Source organism: Rhizobium sp. BE258 (assembly GCF_031457345.1).
Taxonomy (GTDB): domain Bacteria; phylum Pseudomonadota; class Alphaproteobacteria; order Rhizobiales; family Rhizobiaceae; genus Rhizobium.
The window spans coordinates 205,772-220,246 of the sequence record NZ_JAVDWL010000005.1 but is presented as its reverse complement, the minus strand read 5'-3'; the positions used below and the strand labels follow the sequence as shown (position 1 = coordinate 220,246).

Sequence of the window (14,475 nt, the reverse complement as noted above, 5' to 3'; positions counted from 1 at the left end):
CGATCAGTCCTCGCGGCTTGCCAGACGGGCCGCAAGGCGGCGCTGGGCGGCGACACGGCGGCGCCAGATCTCGTTGCGCATCGCCATGATGTGCAGCGTGAAGAACAGCAGCGTGAATCCAATGGCCATGACGAAGAGCGGGCGCAGGAATTCCGGATCGATCGCGGGGCCGTCGAGGCGCATGACGCTTGCCGGCTGATGCAGCGTGTTCCACCATTCAACCGAGAATTTGATGATCGGGATGTTGACGAAGCCGACCAGGATCAGCACGGCGACGACACGTGCAGCCTTCGAGGGATCGTCGATGGCGCGGTTCAACGCGATCAGGCCGAGATACATGAGGAAGAGCACGAAGACCGAGGTCAGGCGGGCATCCCAGACCCACCATGTTCCCCACATCGGCTTTCCCCAGAGCGAGCCGGTGACGAGCGCGAGCAGGGTGAAGGCGGCGCCGAGCGGTGCCGCGGATTTGGCTGCGACGTCGGCCAGCGGGTGGCGCCAGACAAGCGTGCCGATCGCCGAGATGCTCATGACGGTGTAGCACATCATCGCCAGCCAGGCCGAGGGCACATGGATATACATGATGCGGACGGTTTCGCCCTGCTGGTAGTCGCCCTCGGTCGCGAAGCTGAGATACAGCCCCACGGCCAGACAGAGAGCCGTGATGCCAGCCATCCAGGGAATGATGCGTTGTGCCAGCGCCAGGAACCGCGTGGGGTTCGCGAGGTCGCTGAATTTGCTGATGGCAAGGCTTGTTTCGCTCATGAGCGGTTCTTTACCTTGAACGGGTACTTCCCGCAATTGATGCCGGTCAACGCCATGATCAATCCGACGTGTTTCTGAGTGCCAGCGCTGCCGCTGCCGGGCCGATGACCGCAAAGAACAGCGTCAATGCGATGAGAATAAGGAAGGGCGGCAGGAAGGGTGCCGGATCCTCGACGGCCGCATAGCTGGCGCTGACGCCGAAGATCAGCACTGGAATGGCGAGCGGCAACACGAGGATCGAGACCAGCAGCCCGCCGCGCGGCAGGGCAACCGCGACGGCTGCGCCGACGGCACCGATGAAGGTGATGGCGGGCGAGCCGACCAGCAGCGTTAGCATCGTGGCGCCGATCGCCGTTTCGTTCATGTTCATGAAGAGGCCGAGCAGCGGCGAGGCGATAAGCAGCGGCAGACTGGTGGCGGTCCAGTGAGCGAGGCATTTGACGAGGACGGTCAGCACCAGCGGCGTTTCCTGCATCAGCAGAAGATCCAGCGATCCGTCGTCGCGCTCGGCCTGGAACAAGCGGTCGAGGCCGAGAAGGGCCGATAGCAGTGCGCCGATCCAGACAATGGCTGGGCCGATGCGCGAAAGCAGGTTGAGATCGGGGCCGACGCCGAAGGGGATGACGGCGACGACGGTCAGGAAGAACAAGACGCCGATGAGCGCACCGCCGCCGGCGCGGATCGAGAGTTTCAGGTCGCGGAGGAAGAGGGCGGTCATTGAACGGGCTCTCTGACTGGCGAGGCAATCGTTTCGTTGGCCTTTTCGCGCTGGACACCCCCCTCTGTCCTACCGGACATCTCCCCCACAAGGGGGGAGATCGACCTGTTGCGGCGGCTCAGCCAAATAATAAGAGGAGAACGAGCGGCGGCGCCCAGCCGATCTCCCCCCTTGTGGGGGAGATGCCCGGCAGGGCAGAGGGGGGTAATGCTGGCGCCGGGGCTGGCTGTATTCTTCATCCCCACACCCCCTGATCCACACCCGCAAACCCGGTCATCCGCAATTCCCTCGCATTCTCCAGCCCCAGCGGCTGATGCGTCGCAGCCAGCACGATCCCGCTCTTCTTCTGATGCGCTGCAATCAGCGCCGCAAACATCCTGTCCGCACTCGCATCGAGTGCTGCAGTCGGTTCATCCAGGATCCACACAGGGCGGTGGGCGACCAGCAGTTTGGCGAAGGCGAAGCGGCGTTGCTGGCCGGCGGAGAGATAGCCGAAGGGGAGGTGGGTGATGCCGGGGAGGCCGACGGCTTCCGCGGCCTCCATGATCGGCAGTCCCTCGCCACCGGAAGTGCTGCCGAGAAAGTCCCGCCAGAAGGTCAGATTTTCGGCGACCGTGAGCTCGCTTTTCATCGCGTTGCGGTGGCCGAGATAGTGGCTGATTTCGCTGGCGCGATGTTCCGAAGAACCCCGCGAATCAGTGAAGTCGACCGTGCCGGTTTCGGGCCGCAGAAGTCCCGCCATGACACGCAGTAAAGTGGACTTTCCTGATCCATTTTTCCCTGCCAAAACCAGTGCTTCGCCGGCTTCGATGCGGAACGAGATATCCTTGAAAATCAGGTCTTCGCCGCGGCGTGCTGAGAGATTTTCGGCAGTCAGATGCATGGCGTTTCCGTTGATTAAGATTTTAGTCATCGCGACGCAAAAAATGTCCGAAATGGGCCACGCAGTATCTGGCACCCTTCTTAGAAATTATCTATAAGACCCGCAACCACGCCAGCGGTCGGCGTGAACTTCATCCTTGCGCCGAACATGGAATATTCTTTCCACGTGCGGACAGCGGAAATGGCCGTACCCGCATCCTGATGTGCATTAAGTGCATAGGCGTTCGCACGACTGTGTTGGCTATCAGAAACGGGGTATCTCGTGTCTAAGTCTCTTGACAGCTTCAATTGTCGCTCCACCCTCACTGTCGATGGTAAGGACTACGTCTATTACAGCCTTCCCAAGGCTGAGGCGAATGGTCTTCCGGGCGTTTCGAAGCTTCCCTATTCGATGAAGGTTCTGCTGGAGAACCTGCTGCGCTTCGAAGATGGCCAGTCGGTCACCAAGGAGCACATCCTCGGCGTTGCCGAGTGGTTGAACAACAAGGGCACCGTCGAAAACGAAATCGCCTATCGCCCGGCGCGCGTGCTGATGCAGGATTTCACCGGCGTTCCCGCCGTCGTCGACCTCGCGGCAATGCGCGACGCGATGGTGTCGCTCGGTGGCGACCCCGAGAAGATCAACCCGCTGGTTCCCGTCGACCTCGTCATCGACCACTCCGTCATCGTCGACGAATTCGGCACGCCGCAGGCTTTTGCCAAGAACGTCGAGCTGGAATACCAGCGCAACGGCGAGCGCTACCGCTTCCTGAAGTGGGGCCAGCAGGCATTCAAGAATTTCCGCGTCGTTCCTCCGGGCACCGGCATCTGTCACCAGGTCAACCTCGAATATCTCGGCCAGACCGTCTGGACCAAGGAAGAGGATGGCGAAACGATCGCTTATCCGGACACCTGCGTCGGCACCGACAGCCACACGACGATGATCAACGGTCTCGGCGTTCTCGGTTGGGGCGTTGGCGGTATCGAAGCCGAAGCAGCCATGCTCGGCCAGCCAGTCTCGATGCTCCTGCCTGAAGTCATCGGCTTCAAGCTCACCGGCAAGCTCAAGGAAGGCGTCACCGCGACCGACCTCGTGCTGATGGTCGTGCAGATGCTGCGCAAGAAGGGCGTTGTTTCCAAGTTCGTTGAATTCTTCGGCCCGGGCATGGACAACATGCCGCTCGCCGACCGCGCGACGATCGGCAACATGGGTCCGGAATATGGCGCGACCTGCGGTTTCTTCCCGGTTGACGGCGAAACCATCAACTACCTGAACGTTTCCGGCCGCACCAAGGAGCGTATCGCGCTCGTCGAAGCCTATTCCAAGGCTCAAGGCATGTGGCGCGATGGCGATGGTTCCGACCTCGTCTTCACCGATACGCTGGAACTCGACCTTGGCGACGTCGTGCCTGCCATGGCCGGCCCGAAGCGCCCGGAAGGCCGCATCCCGCTCGAAAACATCGCTGCCGGTTTCGCCGGTTCGATGGACGCCGACTACAAGAAGCCGGGCCAGCTCTCGAACCGCTACCCGGTCGAAGGCACCGATTTCGATCTTGGTCATGGCGACGTCGCCATTGCTGCGATCACCTCCTGCACCAACACCTCCAACCCGTCGGTTCTGATCGCTGCCGGCCTTCTCGCCCGCAACGCCGTTGCCAAGGGCCTGAAGACCAAGCCGTGGGTCAAGACCTCGCTCGCACCTGGATCGCAGGTCGTTGGCGAATACCTGGCGAAGTCGGGCCTGCAGGCTGATCTCGACAAGCTCGGCTTCAACCTCGTCGGCTTCGGCTGCACGACCTGCATCGGCAATTCCGGCCCGCTGCCGGCACCGGTCTCGAAGACGATCAACGACAAGGGTCTGATCGTTTCCGGCGTGCTGTCGGGCAACCGCAACTTCGAAGGCCGTATTTCGCCTGACGTTCAGGCGAACTACCTCGCTTCCCCGCCGCTCGTCGTCGCCTACGCGCTTGCCGGCACGGTCCAGAAGGACCTGACCAAGGAGCCGATCGGTGAAGACCAGAACGGAACCCCTGTCTATCTGAAGGATATCTGGCCGACCTCGCACGAGATCCAGGAATTCATTCAGAAATACGTCACCCGCGAACTTTACGAGACAAAGTACGCCGACGTGTTCAAGGGCGACGTCAACTGGCAGGCCGTTCAGGTTCCTCCGGGCCAGACCTATGCCTGGGACGACAACTCGACCTACGTTCAGAACCCGCCGTATTTCGTCGGCATGGGCAAGACCGGCACGGGCATTTCCGACATCAAGGGTGCGCGCGTTCTCGGTCTCTTCGGCGACAAGATCACCACCGACCACATTTCCCCGGCCGGTTCGATCAAGGCGGCGTCTCCTGCCGGTGCCTACCTCATCGAGCACAATGTCGGCGTTGCGGACTTCAACCAGTACGGCACGCGCCGCGGCAACCATGAAGTCATGATGCGCGGCACCTTCGCCAACATCCGTATCCGCAACCACATGCTCGGCCCGAACGGCAAGGAAGGTGGCTACACCATCCATTACCCGTCGAAGGAAGAGGAATCGATCTACGACGCGGCCATGCAGTACAAGGCAGAGGGCGTTCCGCTCGTCATCTTCGCGGGTGTCGAATACGGCAACGGCTCGTCGCGTGACTGGGCTGCAAAGGGTACCAACCTGCTCGGCGTCAAGGCCGTCATCGCCCAGTCCTTCGAGCGTATCCACCGCTCGAACCTGGTCGGCATGGGCATCATCCCGTTCGTCTTCGAAGAAGGCACGACCTGGGCAAGCCTCGGCCTCAAGGGCGATGAAATTGTCACGATCGAAGGTCTCGAGAACATCAAGCCGCGCGAGAAGAAGATCGCCAAGATCACCTACGGCGATGGTTCGGTGAAGGACGTTCCGCTGCTGTCGCGCGTCGATACGCTCGACGAGGTCATCTACCTCAACAACGGCGGTATCCTGCAGACGGTTCTGCGCGACCTCGCTGCTTAATTCTTAAGACAAGCACATGATAATCGCCGCCGGGGAGCAATCTCCGGCGGTTTTTCTTTGCGGGGACGCGGCTCACGGCGATGTGTTCCCGGCGTGGCGGCGGGCGGGGATGTCTCACCCCTTCGTTACTTCCCGTTTGGAACCGGAAGGATTATCTCTACGGTCGTCAATCAGGCCGCGCGGCCTTCGTTCGCCCGATGTCCTGGATAAAGAGGTTGCAATGTCGCCGCGTTTTTTGATTTCGCTGATTGCCGGTCTGGTGCTCGCAGCACCACTTCAAGCCGAAGACGGCAAGCCGAAGGGCGTCGTTGAACTGTTTACCTCGCAAGGCTGTTCATCCTGTCCGCCTGCCGATGCCGCATTTCGCAAGATCGTTGGCCAGGGGAATGTAATCGCGCTCGCCTATCATGTCGATTACTGGAACTATCTCGGCTGGACCGACACGCTGAGTTCCAAGCAGAACACCGAGCGTCAGTACGGCTATGCCCGCATGCTTGGCCGCAGCAACGTTTACACGCCGCAGGTTGTCGTCAACGGCCGTGATCATATGACCGGCTCCGATCTCTCGGCGATCAACGGAAAGATCGACGGCTTCTCGACCGACGGCAAGGGGCTGAATGTCCCTATCGATGCGCAGATGCGGGGCGATGAGCTGGAGATCAAGATTGGCGCCGGCCAGGGGAAAGCCAATGTGGTGATGGTCTATTTCGACAAGGAAAGGACCATCGACGTCGAGAAGGGCGAAAACAGCGGCCAGAAGATTTCCTATATCAACAGCGTCAGCGATATCGAAACTGTCGGAATGTGGGACGGAAAGGCAATAAGCCTGACCTTACCTGCAACGGTTCTGCAAAAGGCCGACCTTGAAGGCTGTGCAATCCTGTTACAGGCTGCTACGGCTGACGGTGATCCGGCCGCGATCCTCGGCGCAACCGTCGTCATGGCCGGGAAAAATATCTGAAAGTTTCATCCGTTCAGGATGGAAAACGGGGCGGCCCGGCTAATCGTATTCGGGGCTGGGGTTAAGGTCGATACGCTCAGCCGGGCCCTTTGGCGCGCTGGCGCCAAATCGGTGAGCGGAATTTCCCCTGCAAATGAGGCGCTGTTTTGACTGAATTGCGGCGTTCAGGAGATTGCATAGCATATGCTTAATGTGATGACTGGCCGCACTTGCAATTTGCGGCGGGTCGGGCAAACTGTCACTCTCCTGTCATAAGCGAGAGGCCTTGTGAGACTGATGACAGATCAGCCGGATTTGCGGCATGGCGATCACCGTTCCGCCGACAGTAGTTCCTCAGTCGTCGTCGATCTTAAAGAATACAAGCAGAAAAAGAATCCGTTGCCGGTGACCTTTCACCGGCGAGAGCTGGATGCGATCCTGTGGATCTACGGCCGCATGGTCGGCGAGGGCGAGTGGAAAGACTACGCCATCGACCACATGAAGGACAAGGCGGTGTTCTCCGTCTTCAAGCGCTCCGGCGAAATGCCGCTCTTCACCATCGAGAAAGACCCCAAGCTTGCCAACAAGCAGGGCGCCTATTCCGTCGTCAACACCAACGGCATGATCCTGAAGCGCGGCCACGAGCTGCAGCAGGTGCTGAAGGTGTTCGACAAGGTGCTGAAGCTCGTCGACAAATAGCGATCAGCCCTTGTAGAGGCTGCCTGGATAGGCCGACGGGTCCGGATCGGTATCCTTTCCCTCGCCCAGCTGCCGCTGCATGAGCATGGTGTCCAGCCAGCGGCCGTGCTTGTAGCCGGTACCCTTGAGCAGGCCGGTTTCCTCGAAACCCAATGAACGATGCAGCGCGATCGATGCCGGATGGGCGCCACCGATGACGGCGACCATCTGCCGGAAGCCAAGGGCGATGCAGCGGGCGATCAGTTCCGCGAGCAGCGCCTTGCCGACGCCCTTTCCCCGGGCCTCCGGCGCCAGATAAATCGAATCCTCGACCATCCACCTGTAAGCCGGACGTGTGCGGAACGCCGATGCATAGGCATAGCCCAGCAGCACACCGTCTTTGTCGATGGCGGCGAGATAGGGGTAGCCCTGGCCCGTTATGGCAGCCAGCCGCGTGGCCATCTCCTGGCGCTCCGGCGGGGCAATCTCGTAGCTGGCGACGCCTGACAGCACCGCCTCACGGTAAATCGCGGTGATGGCATCGAGGTCGGAGGTTGCGATATCTCGGAGATGAACGGTCATTGGGCGGCCGATGTCTGGAATGTGGTTCAGGCTGAAAACCATCCGGCGCGAGATTTGGCAACAGGAAAAGCGAATAAGGATATCGGGACCATGCAGGGCACTTGCCTGCCGTCGTCGTGATTGTTCCGCTGCCTTCTGTTCCGGCAAGCCGGAGATGACAGCCGTGTGGCGGCCAAGGCCGGCGAGTTGACCGAACCCGCCAGAGCTTCTAGAGAACAGCTTCGCGGAACAGGCCTTTGCGTCAGGCGGCAGATCGGCCGCGTGCGTCAGCCATGGAGAAACGCCATTATCAAGATTCTGGTTTTGCTGCACGCCGCCGTCGGCATTGATTGGCAGTCTCCCCCTGAGGGCACCAGCCTGAAGACCTTGAACGAAGCCGAGGAGAAGGGCTTTATCGAGATTCGCGGCGAGTTCCAGAAGCGGCAATTCCGCCTGACGAAGCGCGGCTCCGACCATGTTGCGCTCGACCGTCGGCGCCTGGCGGCACGCAAGCTTTAAGACGCGCAAGGCTGGCCGTTATTTGCCAGCTGCATGACCACAGCGCTCAATCCACACTCCGAAAAAACAAAACCGCCCGCAACATCTCTGTTGCAGGCGGCTCGGTTGTCTCGCATTCGGCCAGACGGTCTGGCCGTCAACAGTTCCGTCTTACTTGCGGTTACCCATGAACTGCAGAAGGAACATGAACAGGTTGATGAAGTCGAGATAGAGCGTCAGCGCGCCCATGATCGCCTTGCGGCCCATGACCTCGGCACCATCGGCGTCGTAGTACATTTCCTTGATCCGCTGCGTATCGTAGGCCGTCAGGCCGGCGAAGATCAGGACGCCGATCACGGAGATCGCGAACTGAAGGGCAGACGAACCCAGGAAGATGTTAACGACCGACGCGATGATCAGGCCGAACAGACCCATGACCAGGAACGAGCCCATGGCCGAGAGATCACGCTTGGTCGAATAACCGTAGAGCGACAGTGCGCCGAACGAAGCGGCGGTGATGAAGAATGTCTGCACCACGCTCTGGCCGGTGTAGATCAGCAGCAGAGACGAGAGCGACAGACCCACCAGCGCGGCGTAGATCCAGAAGGTGGTCTGCGCGGCCGAAACGCTCATGCGGTTGATCCGGAAGCTCAGGAAGAACACCATGGCCAGAGGAGCCAGGATGACGACCCACTTCAGCGGGCTCAGATAGATGGCCTGGCCAAAGGCGGTCAGCTGACCGTCGGCAAAGGCGAATTGGAATGACAGAAATGCGGCTACACCCGTGATCGCCAGACCCAGCGCCATCAGGTTGTAGACCTTGAGCATATAGGAGCGCAGCCCCTGGTCGATCATCTCGCCAGTCTGCGTCCGGCTTTGGTAGTTACGAAGGTCAGCCATAGTTTCCTCTTACAAGCTCCGATGTGAATACGGTGTCGGGCTTTGCGACCCGGGCGCCGCTGCGGAGCTCCAGCATGCCTGCGGTCAATATGAGGCTTTCGCCCTTTGCAAACAAGGCCCTTGCAACCGGCGGCGGGGTTAAATCGCCGTAAGGTGAAGCTATTTTATCGGGCGCTGCTTTACCAGTGCCAGCCCTAGAGCTCGCGCAGAACGGGTGCTGCCTTCTGGCCGAGGATGCGCCAGGTTCCGATCAGGCCGATCCCGACGGTCAGCACCAGAGCGGTGGCGATCGTCAGACCCGCGACATCCGGGAGGAAGGCGGAGGGTAGCCGCATGATACGGCTGACGATGAACCATGCTGCCACGCCGCCTGCCAGAAGCGCGAAGATGGCGGTGGCCGCGCCGAGGATCAGATACTCGTAACTGAAGGCGCGGATGAGCATGGCGCGCGTTGCGCCCAGCGTTTTCAACACCACCGCATCGTGCGTCCGGGCCCGGTTTCCGGCGGCGAGCGCGCCTGCCAGCACCAGGATAGAGGCAATGAGTGCGACGGAAGCCGCCGCGCGTATCGCGGTCGCAAGCTGTCCGACCAGCTGGTTGACGATATCGATCGCATCCTTGACGCGGACGCTTGTCACCGTCGGATAGGTGTTGGTGACGGCCTTCAGGATCGCCGTCTCTTCGGTCGCGCTTGCCGAGGGATCGGTCAGCGTTGCCAGCCAGGCATGCGGGGCGCCGCGGAACGTATTCGGCGAAAAGACCATCACGAAGTTCAGCGATAGTGATTCCCACTGGACCTTGCGCAGGTTGGTGATCCGCGCGGTGATGTTTCTGCCCAGCACGTTGACGGTGACGGTATCGCCAATCTTGAGGCCGAGTTCGCCTGCCTCTTCGGCGGAAAAGGAAACCTGCGGCTCGCCGCTGTAATCCTTTGGCCACCAGCTGCCCTCTGTGAGTGCGGCATTCTCGGGGATGTTTTCGGAATAGGTGATGCCGCGGTCGCCGCGCAGGACCCATTGCCCTGCCGGCGGCACCTTGCGCTTGGTGACGTCTTCGCCGTTGAAGGCCAGGATCCGGCCTCGCAGCATCGGTACTTCGACCAGCTTGCCCTCGGGCGCCTGCTGCTTGATCAGATTGCGGAAGCTCTCCACCTGGGCACTCTGGATATCGACGAAGAAGAAATTCGGTGCGCCGCCGGCCATGCGGCCAGTCAGCTGCTGGCGCAGATTGCCGTCGATCAGCGTCAGCGTTACCAGGAGCGCCAGCCCGAGGCCCAGCGAGAGCACGACAGAGGGCGTCAAGGCGCCGGGGCGGTGGATATTGCCGATTGCCAGACGCAGCGCCGGCGAACTGACGCGCGGGCTGCGTTTTGCCAGCCAGGCGATCAGGGCGGCCACGGCGCGCAGAATCACGAAGGCGAAGACGATGGCGCCGACAAAGACGACGGCGATGAAGCGGTCGTAGGCGGTGACGATCGCCAGCCCCGCAAGTGCTGCCATGAAGACGCCGGCCAGCAGGATATAGGGCCAGGAGGGAAGGGCACGGGCTTCGAAGCCCTGTTCGCGGAACAGAGCCGTCGCCGGAACTTCGCGGGCATGCCCCAGCGGCAGGATGGCAAAGGCCAGCGTCGTCAGGATGCCGAAGACAGCGGCCAGCAGCAGCGCGCCCGGATAGAGCGCCGGTGCCGTCGAGACCGGCAGGAACTGTGCCAGGAATTGGGCGGCGATCACAGGCGAGATGGCGCCGAGCGCCAGACCGATCAGGATGCCAGCGAAGGCGATGATGGCGATCTGGAACAGATAAACGAGCACCACGACCGACGCGGGCGCGCCAAGGCATTTGAAGGTGGCGATCGTCGTCCGCTTGGAGTCGAGAAAGGCCCGGACCGCGTTGGCAACGCCGACGCCGCCGACGATCAGCGCGGTAAGGCCGACCAGCGTCAGGAACTGCGAGAAACGGGTGATGTTCTCCGTCAGCGATGGCGCAGCGCGGTCGCTGGCGCGGATCGACCAGCCGGCGGAAGGAAACTCCTTGGCGGCGCGGTCGCGCACCGCACCAAGGTCGCGGGGATCATCCAGCTTGATCTTGTAGGCGTGCTCGACGAGGCTGCCGGTCTGGATCAGTCCCGAAGCCTGCAGCGCCGCGCGGCTGACGATCAGCCGTGGCGCGAAGCCGAAGCCCTCGGAGAGCGCGTCCGGCTCTGTCTTGACGGTTCCCGTGATGCTGAGCGTTGCGTTGCCGAGCAGAATTTCGTCGCCGACGGCAAGGCCAAGGCGCTGAAGCAGAAGTGGAGCCGCGACCGCGCCGTAGGTGCCGCTCTGGTCGGAGAGCAGGGCTGCCAGCGGATAATCGGGCTCCGACTGGAACGTGCCATAGAGCGGGTAGGCGTCATCGACGGCCTTGACCTCGACCAGCGCCTGGTCGGAACCGTCAGGTTTTCTTGCCATCGAGCGCAGGCCGGTCGAGATCGAGACCTTCCCGAAGCCGCGCAGGAAATTCATCTCATCCGGCGATGCCTCGCGATTGTTGAGCTCGAAGCGGACGTCGCCGGCAAGAAGTTCCTGCCCTTGCGACGCGATCGTGTCGGTAATCGAGGTCGAGACGGAATTGACGGCGGCGATCGCGCCGGTGCCGAGCGCGATACAGGCGAGGAAGATGTAGAAGCCCCTGAGGCCGCCGCGCAGCTCGCGAAGGGCCAGGCGGAAGGCGAGTGACGCGCGCGGCGTGATCAGGGTCATGCGAGGACTGCCGCAGACTGGCGCGCCGGGCTGTCGCTTTCGATCTTGCCGGAGCGCACCCGGATCTGCCGCGAGCAGCGGCTGGCGAGCGCATTGTCATGGGTCACGAGCAGCAGGGTCATGCCGCGCTCGGCCTGCTTTGCGAAGAGCAGATCGGCGATCTGGCGGCCGGTCTCGGTGTCGAGATTGCCGGTCGGTTCGTCGGCGATCAGAAGAGCGGGAGACGGCGCCAGCGCCCGGGCAATCGCCACGCGCTGCTGCTCGCCACCGGAGAGCTGGCCCGGATAGTGGTTCAGCCGCTCGCCGAGACCGACGGAGCGCAATTCGCGCTGGGCGATCTCGAACGGGTTGGCCACGTTGGCAAGCTCGAGGGGCACTGCGACATTCTCGAGCGCCGTCATGTTGGCGATCAGATGGAAGGACTGGAAAACGATGCCGATGTTCCGGCCGCGGAAATCAGCCAGCTGATCCTCGCTCATGGCGTGGAGCGGCGTGTCCTGAATGTGGATTTCACCGCTATCGAGCCTTTCCAGACCGGCAAGCACCATCAGCAGCGTCGACTTGCCGGATCCCGATGGCCCGACGATACCGACGGATTCGCCGGCCTCGATCGTCAGGTCGATGCCTTTCAGCACGTGGACCGACGCCGCGGCGTTGCCCAATGTCAAATCCGCGTGCTTCAGCTCGATGATGGTTTTTGCCAAAGAAAATAGCCCTATATAAATCCCAAAGACTTCGACAATTTAGGGAAAGCGGAATGAGATTTAAAGTTGGCCTGCTTCACATCGCTGTCATTGCGGGCTCTCTGCTTGCCGCTACACTGGCAAATGCCGCGACAATCAACCTCGTTGGCTTCGGTGACAGCCTGATGGCCGGGTTCCAGTTGTCGCCGGGAGACGGCTTTCCCGAGAAGCTGCAGGCCGCACTCAAAGCGAAAGGAGTCGATGTCGCGATCACCAATGCCGGCGTTTCCGGCGACACCTCCACCGGCGGGCTCGCACGGGTCGACTGGTCGGTTCCCGACGGAACGAGCGGCGTCATCCTCGAGCTTGGCGCCAATGATGCGCTTCGGGGGATCGCGCCCGAGGAAACCGAGCGAAACCTTGATGAAATCATTACCCGGCTAAAGAACAGAGGTATTCCGGTCCTGCTTGCCGGCATGATCGCGCCGCCGAACATGGGGGCGGACTATGCTGCTCGGTTCAATCCCATCTTCGAGAAACTGGCGCAAAAACATCAGGTTCCGCTCTACGCCTTTTTCCTCGATGGCGTTGTGCTAGACCCCAGCCTTAAGCTTGAGGACGGTATGCACCCTAATTCCAAGGGAGTGGATGTCATGGTTCAGAAGATGGAGCCGGCTGTCACAAATTTCATCGGGACGATTTCTACTGTGAAGAAATAGGGGCTTGCGCGGCTCACCATTGCGTGATTCCGTGTTAGCACCTGCAAAAGATTCGGGGAGTGCTCGTTATGCCGAGACTTTTTACCGCCCTCGAAATTCCGCGCAATGCGGCGATGAGCCTTTCATTGCTGCGCGGTGGTCTTCCCGGTGCCCGATGGATCGATGTGGAGAATTACCACGTCACTTTGCGCTTCATCGGCGATGTCGATGGCCGCACCGCTGACGAGATCGTCGAGCGGCTGGACAGGATCGACCGCCCGGAATTCCAGATCAGGCTCGATGGTATCGGCGCTTTCGGTTCCAAGAAGCCGCACTCGGTTTGGGCGGGTGTATCGCCTTCACCCGAGATGTATGCTCTTCAGGGCGAGATCGAGCGTATCTGCCAGAGGATCGGCCTTCCGCCCGATCCCCGCAAGTTTACGCCGCATGTGACGCTTGCCCGCCTGAAGTCGTCGCGCGTCGATGACGTGGTTCACTACCTCTCGGGCCGCGGCAATTTCCAGACGTCGACCTTCACCGTGCCGCGCTTCGTCCTGCTCTCGTCGAGGGATTCGGTCGGCGGCGGGCCTTATCTGACGGAAGAGGTCTTCCCACTCCATGAAGCGCTGTCGGCGCCGACTTCGCCAAGCAACTTCATGCAGCCGGCCAAGAGCCTGGCATAGACATTCTCGAAGCCTTCCGGACCACCGTAATAGGGGTCCGGAATATCTTCGCCGGTGCCGAGGGCGATGTCGCCGAAAAGGTGGATGTTGCGGGCGTTTGGTAATGTGCGCCGAAGCTCGGCCACGTTGTTCCGGTCCATCGCGATAACCAGATCGAATGCCGCGACGTCTTCGCTGCGGATGCGGCGTGCCCTCTGTGCGGATATGTCGATCCCGTGCTGTCTGGCTGTTGCGGCCGATCGCCGGTCTGGCGGGTCGCCTTCGTGCCAGCCGCCCGTTCCAGCCGAATCGATGGCAAACTTGTCCGAGAGCCCGGCCTCTGCCGCGGTATGGCGAAAGATTCCTTCCGCCAGGGGCGACCGGCAGATATTGCCCATGCAAACAAACAGGATGCTGACGCGTTTCATGAAGAGACCTATGAAAGGTGATCGGAGGACAATGACATGAAGATGGAAAAACTGGAACGCCGCGCAATCGACGAACATCTGGCGGCAATGCAAGGATGGACGCTTGCCGAGGATGGCAAGTCGATCTCCAAAACCTTCAAGTTCGGCAGCTTCGTCGAAGCGTTCGGCTTCATGGCGCAGTCGGCGCTATCGGCCGAGAAGCTCAATCACCATCCGGAATGGTTCAATGTCTATTCGCGGGTCGACGTGACGCTTAACACGCACGATGCCGGCGGGCTGACCGAGCTTGATTTCAAACTGGCCAAGGCAATGGACAAGGCGGCCGGTCTGAACACAAACAATTGAATCGCGTCCGGCAGTCACCATATCAG

At 61.2% G+C, this 14,475-nt stretch carries 15 protein-coding genes; 7 read left to right on the top strand and 8 right to left on the bottom strand.

Annotation, left to right across the window (positions count from 1 at the left end):
* Positions 1-3: 3 nt before the first annotated feature.
* The 3 genes from J2X43_RS19375 to ccmA all read right to left on the bottom strand — a co-directional run bounded on the left by J2X43_RS19375 (position 4) and on the right by ccmA (position 2,366).
* Complete coding sequence (locus J2X43_RS19375) at positions 4-765, bottom strand: heme ABC transporter permease (RefSeq protein ID WP_112517784.1); 762 nt, start codon at positions 763-765, stop codon at positions 4-6.
* A gap of 58 nt (positions 766-823) precedes the next feature.
* The gene (gene ccmB / locus J2X43_RS19370) at positions 824-1,483 is read right to left on the bottom strand and encodes a heme exporter protein CcmB (protein WP_310296365.1); all 660 of its coding nucleotides are present in this window, start codon (positions 1,481-1,483) and stop codon (positions 824-826) included.
* A gap of 235 nt (positions 1,484-1,718) precedes the next feature.
* Positions 1,719-2,366 (bottom strand): heme ABC exporter ATP-binding protein CcmA, encoded by a 648-nt coding sequence (gene ccmA, locus J2X43_RS19365; protein WP_310296701.1) that lies wholly within the window; start codon positions 2,364-2,366, stop codon positions 1,719-1,721.
* 261 nt (positions 2,367-2,627) lie between these two features.
* Between ccmA and acnA the strand changes: the two genes are divergently transcribed.
* The 3 genes from acnA to J2X43_RS19350 all read left to right on the top strand — a co-directional run bounded on the left by acnA (position 2,628) and on the right by J2X43_RS19350 (position 6,957).
* Positions 2,628-5,318, top strand: a complete 2,691-nt coding sequence (gene acnA / locus J2X43_RS19360; RefSeq protein ID WP_310296363.1) for an aconitate hydratase AcnA — start codon at positions 2,628-2,630, stop codon at positions 5,316-5,318.
* Between the two features lie 220 nt (positions 5,319-5,538).
* Positions 5,539-6,279: a thioredoxin family protein gene (locus J2X43_RS19355; protein WP_310296362.1), complete on the top strand. Its 741-nt coding sequence runs from the start codon at positions 5,539-5,541 to the stop codon at positions 6,277-6,279.
* 276 nt (positions 6,280-6,555) lie between these two features.
* Complete coding sequence (locus tag J2X43_RS19350) at positions 6,556-6,957, top strand: DUF2794 domain-containing protein (RefSeq protein WP_310296699.1); 402 nt, start codon at positions 6,556-6,558, stop codon at positions 6,955-6,957.
* A 3-nt stretch (positions 6,958-6,960) separates the two neighbouring features.
* Here J2X43_RS19350 and J2X43_RS19345 read toward each other — a convergent pair whose 3' ends face one another.
* Positions 6,961-7,518, bottom strand: coding sequence for an N-acetyltransferase family protein (locus tag J2X43_RS19345; protein ID WP_310296360.1), 558 nt, complete (start codon positions 7,516-7,518; stop codon positions 6,961-6,963).
* A gap of 297 nt (positions 7,519-7,815) precedes the next feature.
* Here J2X43_RS19345 and J2X43_RS19340 point away from each other — a divergent pair, with 297 nt between their 5' ends.
* Positions 7,816-8,016 (top strand): hypothetical protein, encoded by a 201-nt coding sequence (locus J2X43_RS19340; RefSeq protein ID WP_112444593.1) that lies wholly within the window; start codon positions 7,816-7,818, stop codon positions 8,014-8,016.
* Positions 8,017-8,166: 150 nt separating this feature from the next.
* Here J2X43_RS19340 and J2X43_RS19335 read toward each other — a convergent pair whose 3' ends face one another.
* The 3 genes from J2X43_RS19335 to J2X43_RS19325 form a co-directional block, all read right to left on the bottom strand.
* The gene (locus J2X43_RS19335; protein WP_310296358.1) at positions 8,167-8,895 is read right to left on the bottom strand and encodes a Bax inhibitor-1/YccA family protein; all 729 of its coding nucleotides are present in this window, start codon (positions 8,893-8,895) and stop codon (positions 8,167-8,169) included.
* A gap of 194 nt (positions 8,896-9,089) precedes the next feature.
* Positions 9,090-11,633 carry an ABC transporter permease gene (locus J2X43_RS19330; RefSeq protein WP_310296356.1) on the bottom strand — a complete coding sequence of 848 codons (2,544 nt, stop codon included), beginning with the start codon at positions 11,631-11,633 and terminating at the stop codon, positions 9,090-9,092.
* Positions 11,630-12,337, bottom strand: a complete 708-nt coding sequence (locus tag J2X43_RS19325) for an ABC transporter ATP-binding protein (RefSeq protein ID WP_310296354.1) — start codon at positions 12,335-12,337, stop codon at positions 11,630-11,632. The genes J2X43_RS19330 and J2X43_RS19325 overlap by 4 nt, the downstream gene beginning before the upstream one ends.
* A gap of 53 nt (positions 12,338-12,390) precedes the next feature.
* Between J2X43_RS19325 and J2X43_RS19320 the strand changes: the two genes are divergently transcribed.
* Positions 12,391-13,035 (top strand): arylesterase, encoded by a 645-nt coding sequence (locus J2X43_RS19320; protein ID WP_310296697.1) that lies wholly within the window; start codon positions 12,391-12,393, stop codon positions 13,033-13,035.
* A 68-nt stretch (positions 13,036-13,103) separates the two neighbouring features.
* Positions 13,104-13,697 carry an RNA 2',3'-cyclic phosphodiesterase gene (thpR, locus tag J2X43_RS19315; protein ID WP_310296352.1) on the top strand — a complete coding sequence of 198 codons (594 nt, stop codon included), beginning with the start codon at positions 13,104-13,106 and terminating at the stop codon, positions 13,695-13,697.
* On the opposite strand, the gene J2X43_RS19310 is transcribed toward thpR, so the two are convergent.
* Positions 13,604-14,104 carry a low molecular weight protein-tyrosine-phosphatase gene (locus J2X43_RS19310; RefSeq protein WP_310296695.1) on the bottom strand — a complete coding sequence of 167 codons (501 nt, stop codon included), beginning with the start codon at positions 14,102-14,104 and terminating at the stop codon, positions 13,604-13,606. The genes thpR and J2X43_RS19310 overlap by 94 nt on opposite strands.
* A 36-nt stretch (positions 14,105-14,140) precedes the next feature.
* On the opposite strand from J2X43_RS19310, the gene J2X43_RS19305 reads away from it, so the two are divergent.
* A complete protein-coding gene (locus tag J2X43_RS19305; protein ID WP_310296350.1) occupies positions 14,141-14,449 on the top strand; it encodes a 4a-hydroxytetrahydrobiopterin dehydratase in 309 nt (102 codons plus the stop codon).
* Positions 14,450-14,475: the final 26 nt, after the last annotated feature.

Excerpts from the sequence above, each read along its gene's own strand:
- J2X43_RS19375 (WP_112517784.1), bottom strand. The coding sequence starts at position 765 with ATGAGCGAAACAAGCCTTGCCATCAGCAAATTCAGCGACCTCGCGAAC.
- ccmB (WP_310296365.1), bottom strand. The coding sequence starts at position 1,483 with ATGACCGCCCTCTTCCTCCGCGACCTGAAACTCTCGATCCGCGCCGGC.
- ccmA (WP_310296701.1), bottom strand. The coding sequence starts at position 2,366 with ATGCATCTGACTGCCGAAAATCTCTCAGCACGCCGCGGCGAAGACCTG.
- J2X43_RS19355 (WP_310296362.1), top strand. The coding sequence starts at position 5,539 with ATGTCGCCGCGTTTTTTGATTTCGCTGATTGCCGGTCTGGTGCTCGCA.
- J2X43_RS19350 (WP_310296699.1), top strand. The coding sequence starts at position 6,556 with ATGACAGATCAGCCGGATTTGCGGCATGGCGATCACCGTTCCGCCGAC.
- J2X43_RS19345 (WP_310296360.1), bottom strand. The coding sequence starts at position 7,518 with ATGACCGTTCATCTCCGAGATATCGCAACCTCCGACCTCGATGCCATC.
- J2X43_RS19335 (WP_310296358.1), bottom strand. The coding sequence starts at position 8,895 with ATGGCTGACCTTCGTAACTACCAAAGCCGGACGCAGACTGGCGAGATG.
- J2X43_RS19330 (WP_310296356.1), bottom strand. The coding sequence starts at position 11,633 with ATGACCCTGATCACGCCGCGCGCGTCACTCGCCTTCCGCCTGGCCCTT.
- J2X43_RS19320 (WP_310296697.1), top strand. The coding sequence starts at position 12,391 with ATGAGATTTAAAGTTGGCCTGCTTCACATCGCTGTCATTGCGGGCTCT.
- thpR (WP_310296352.1), top strand. The coding sequence starts at position 13,104 with ATGCCGAGACTTTTTACCGCCCTCGAAATTCCGCGCAATGCGGCGATG.
- J2X43_RS19310 (WP_310296695.1), bottom strand. The coding sequence starts at position 14,104 with ATGAAACGCGTCAGCATCCTGTTTGTTTGCATGGGCAATATCTGCCGG.
- J2X43_RS19305 (WP_310296350.1), top strand. The coding sequence starts at position 14,141 with ATGAAGATGGAAAAACTGGAACGCCGCGCAATCGACGAACATCTGGCG.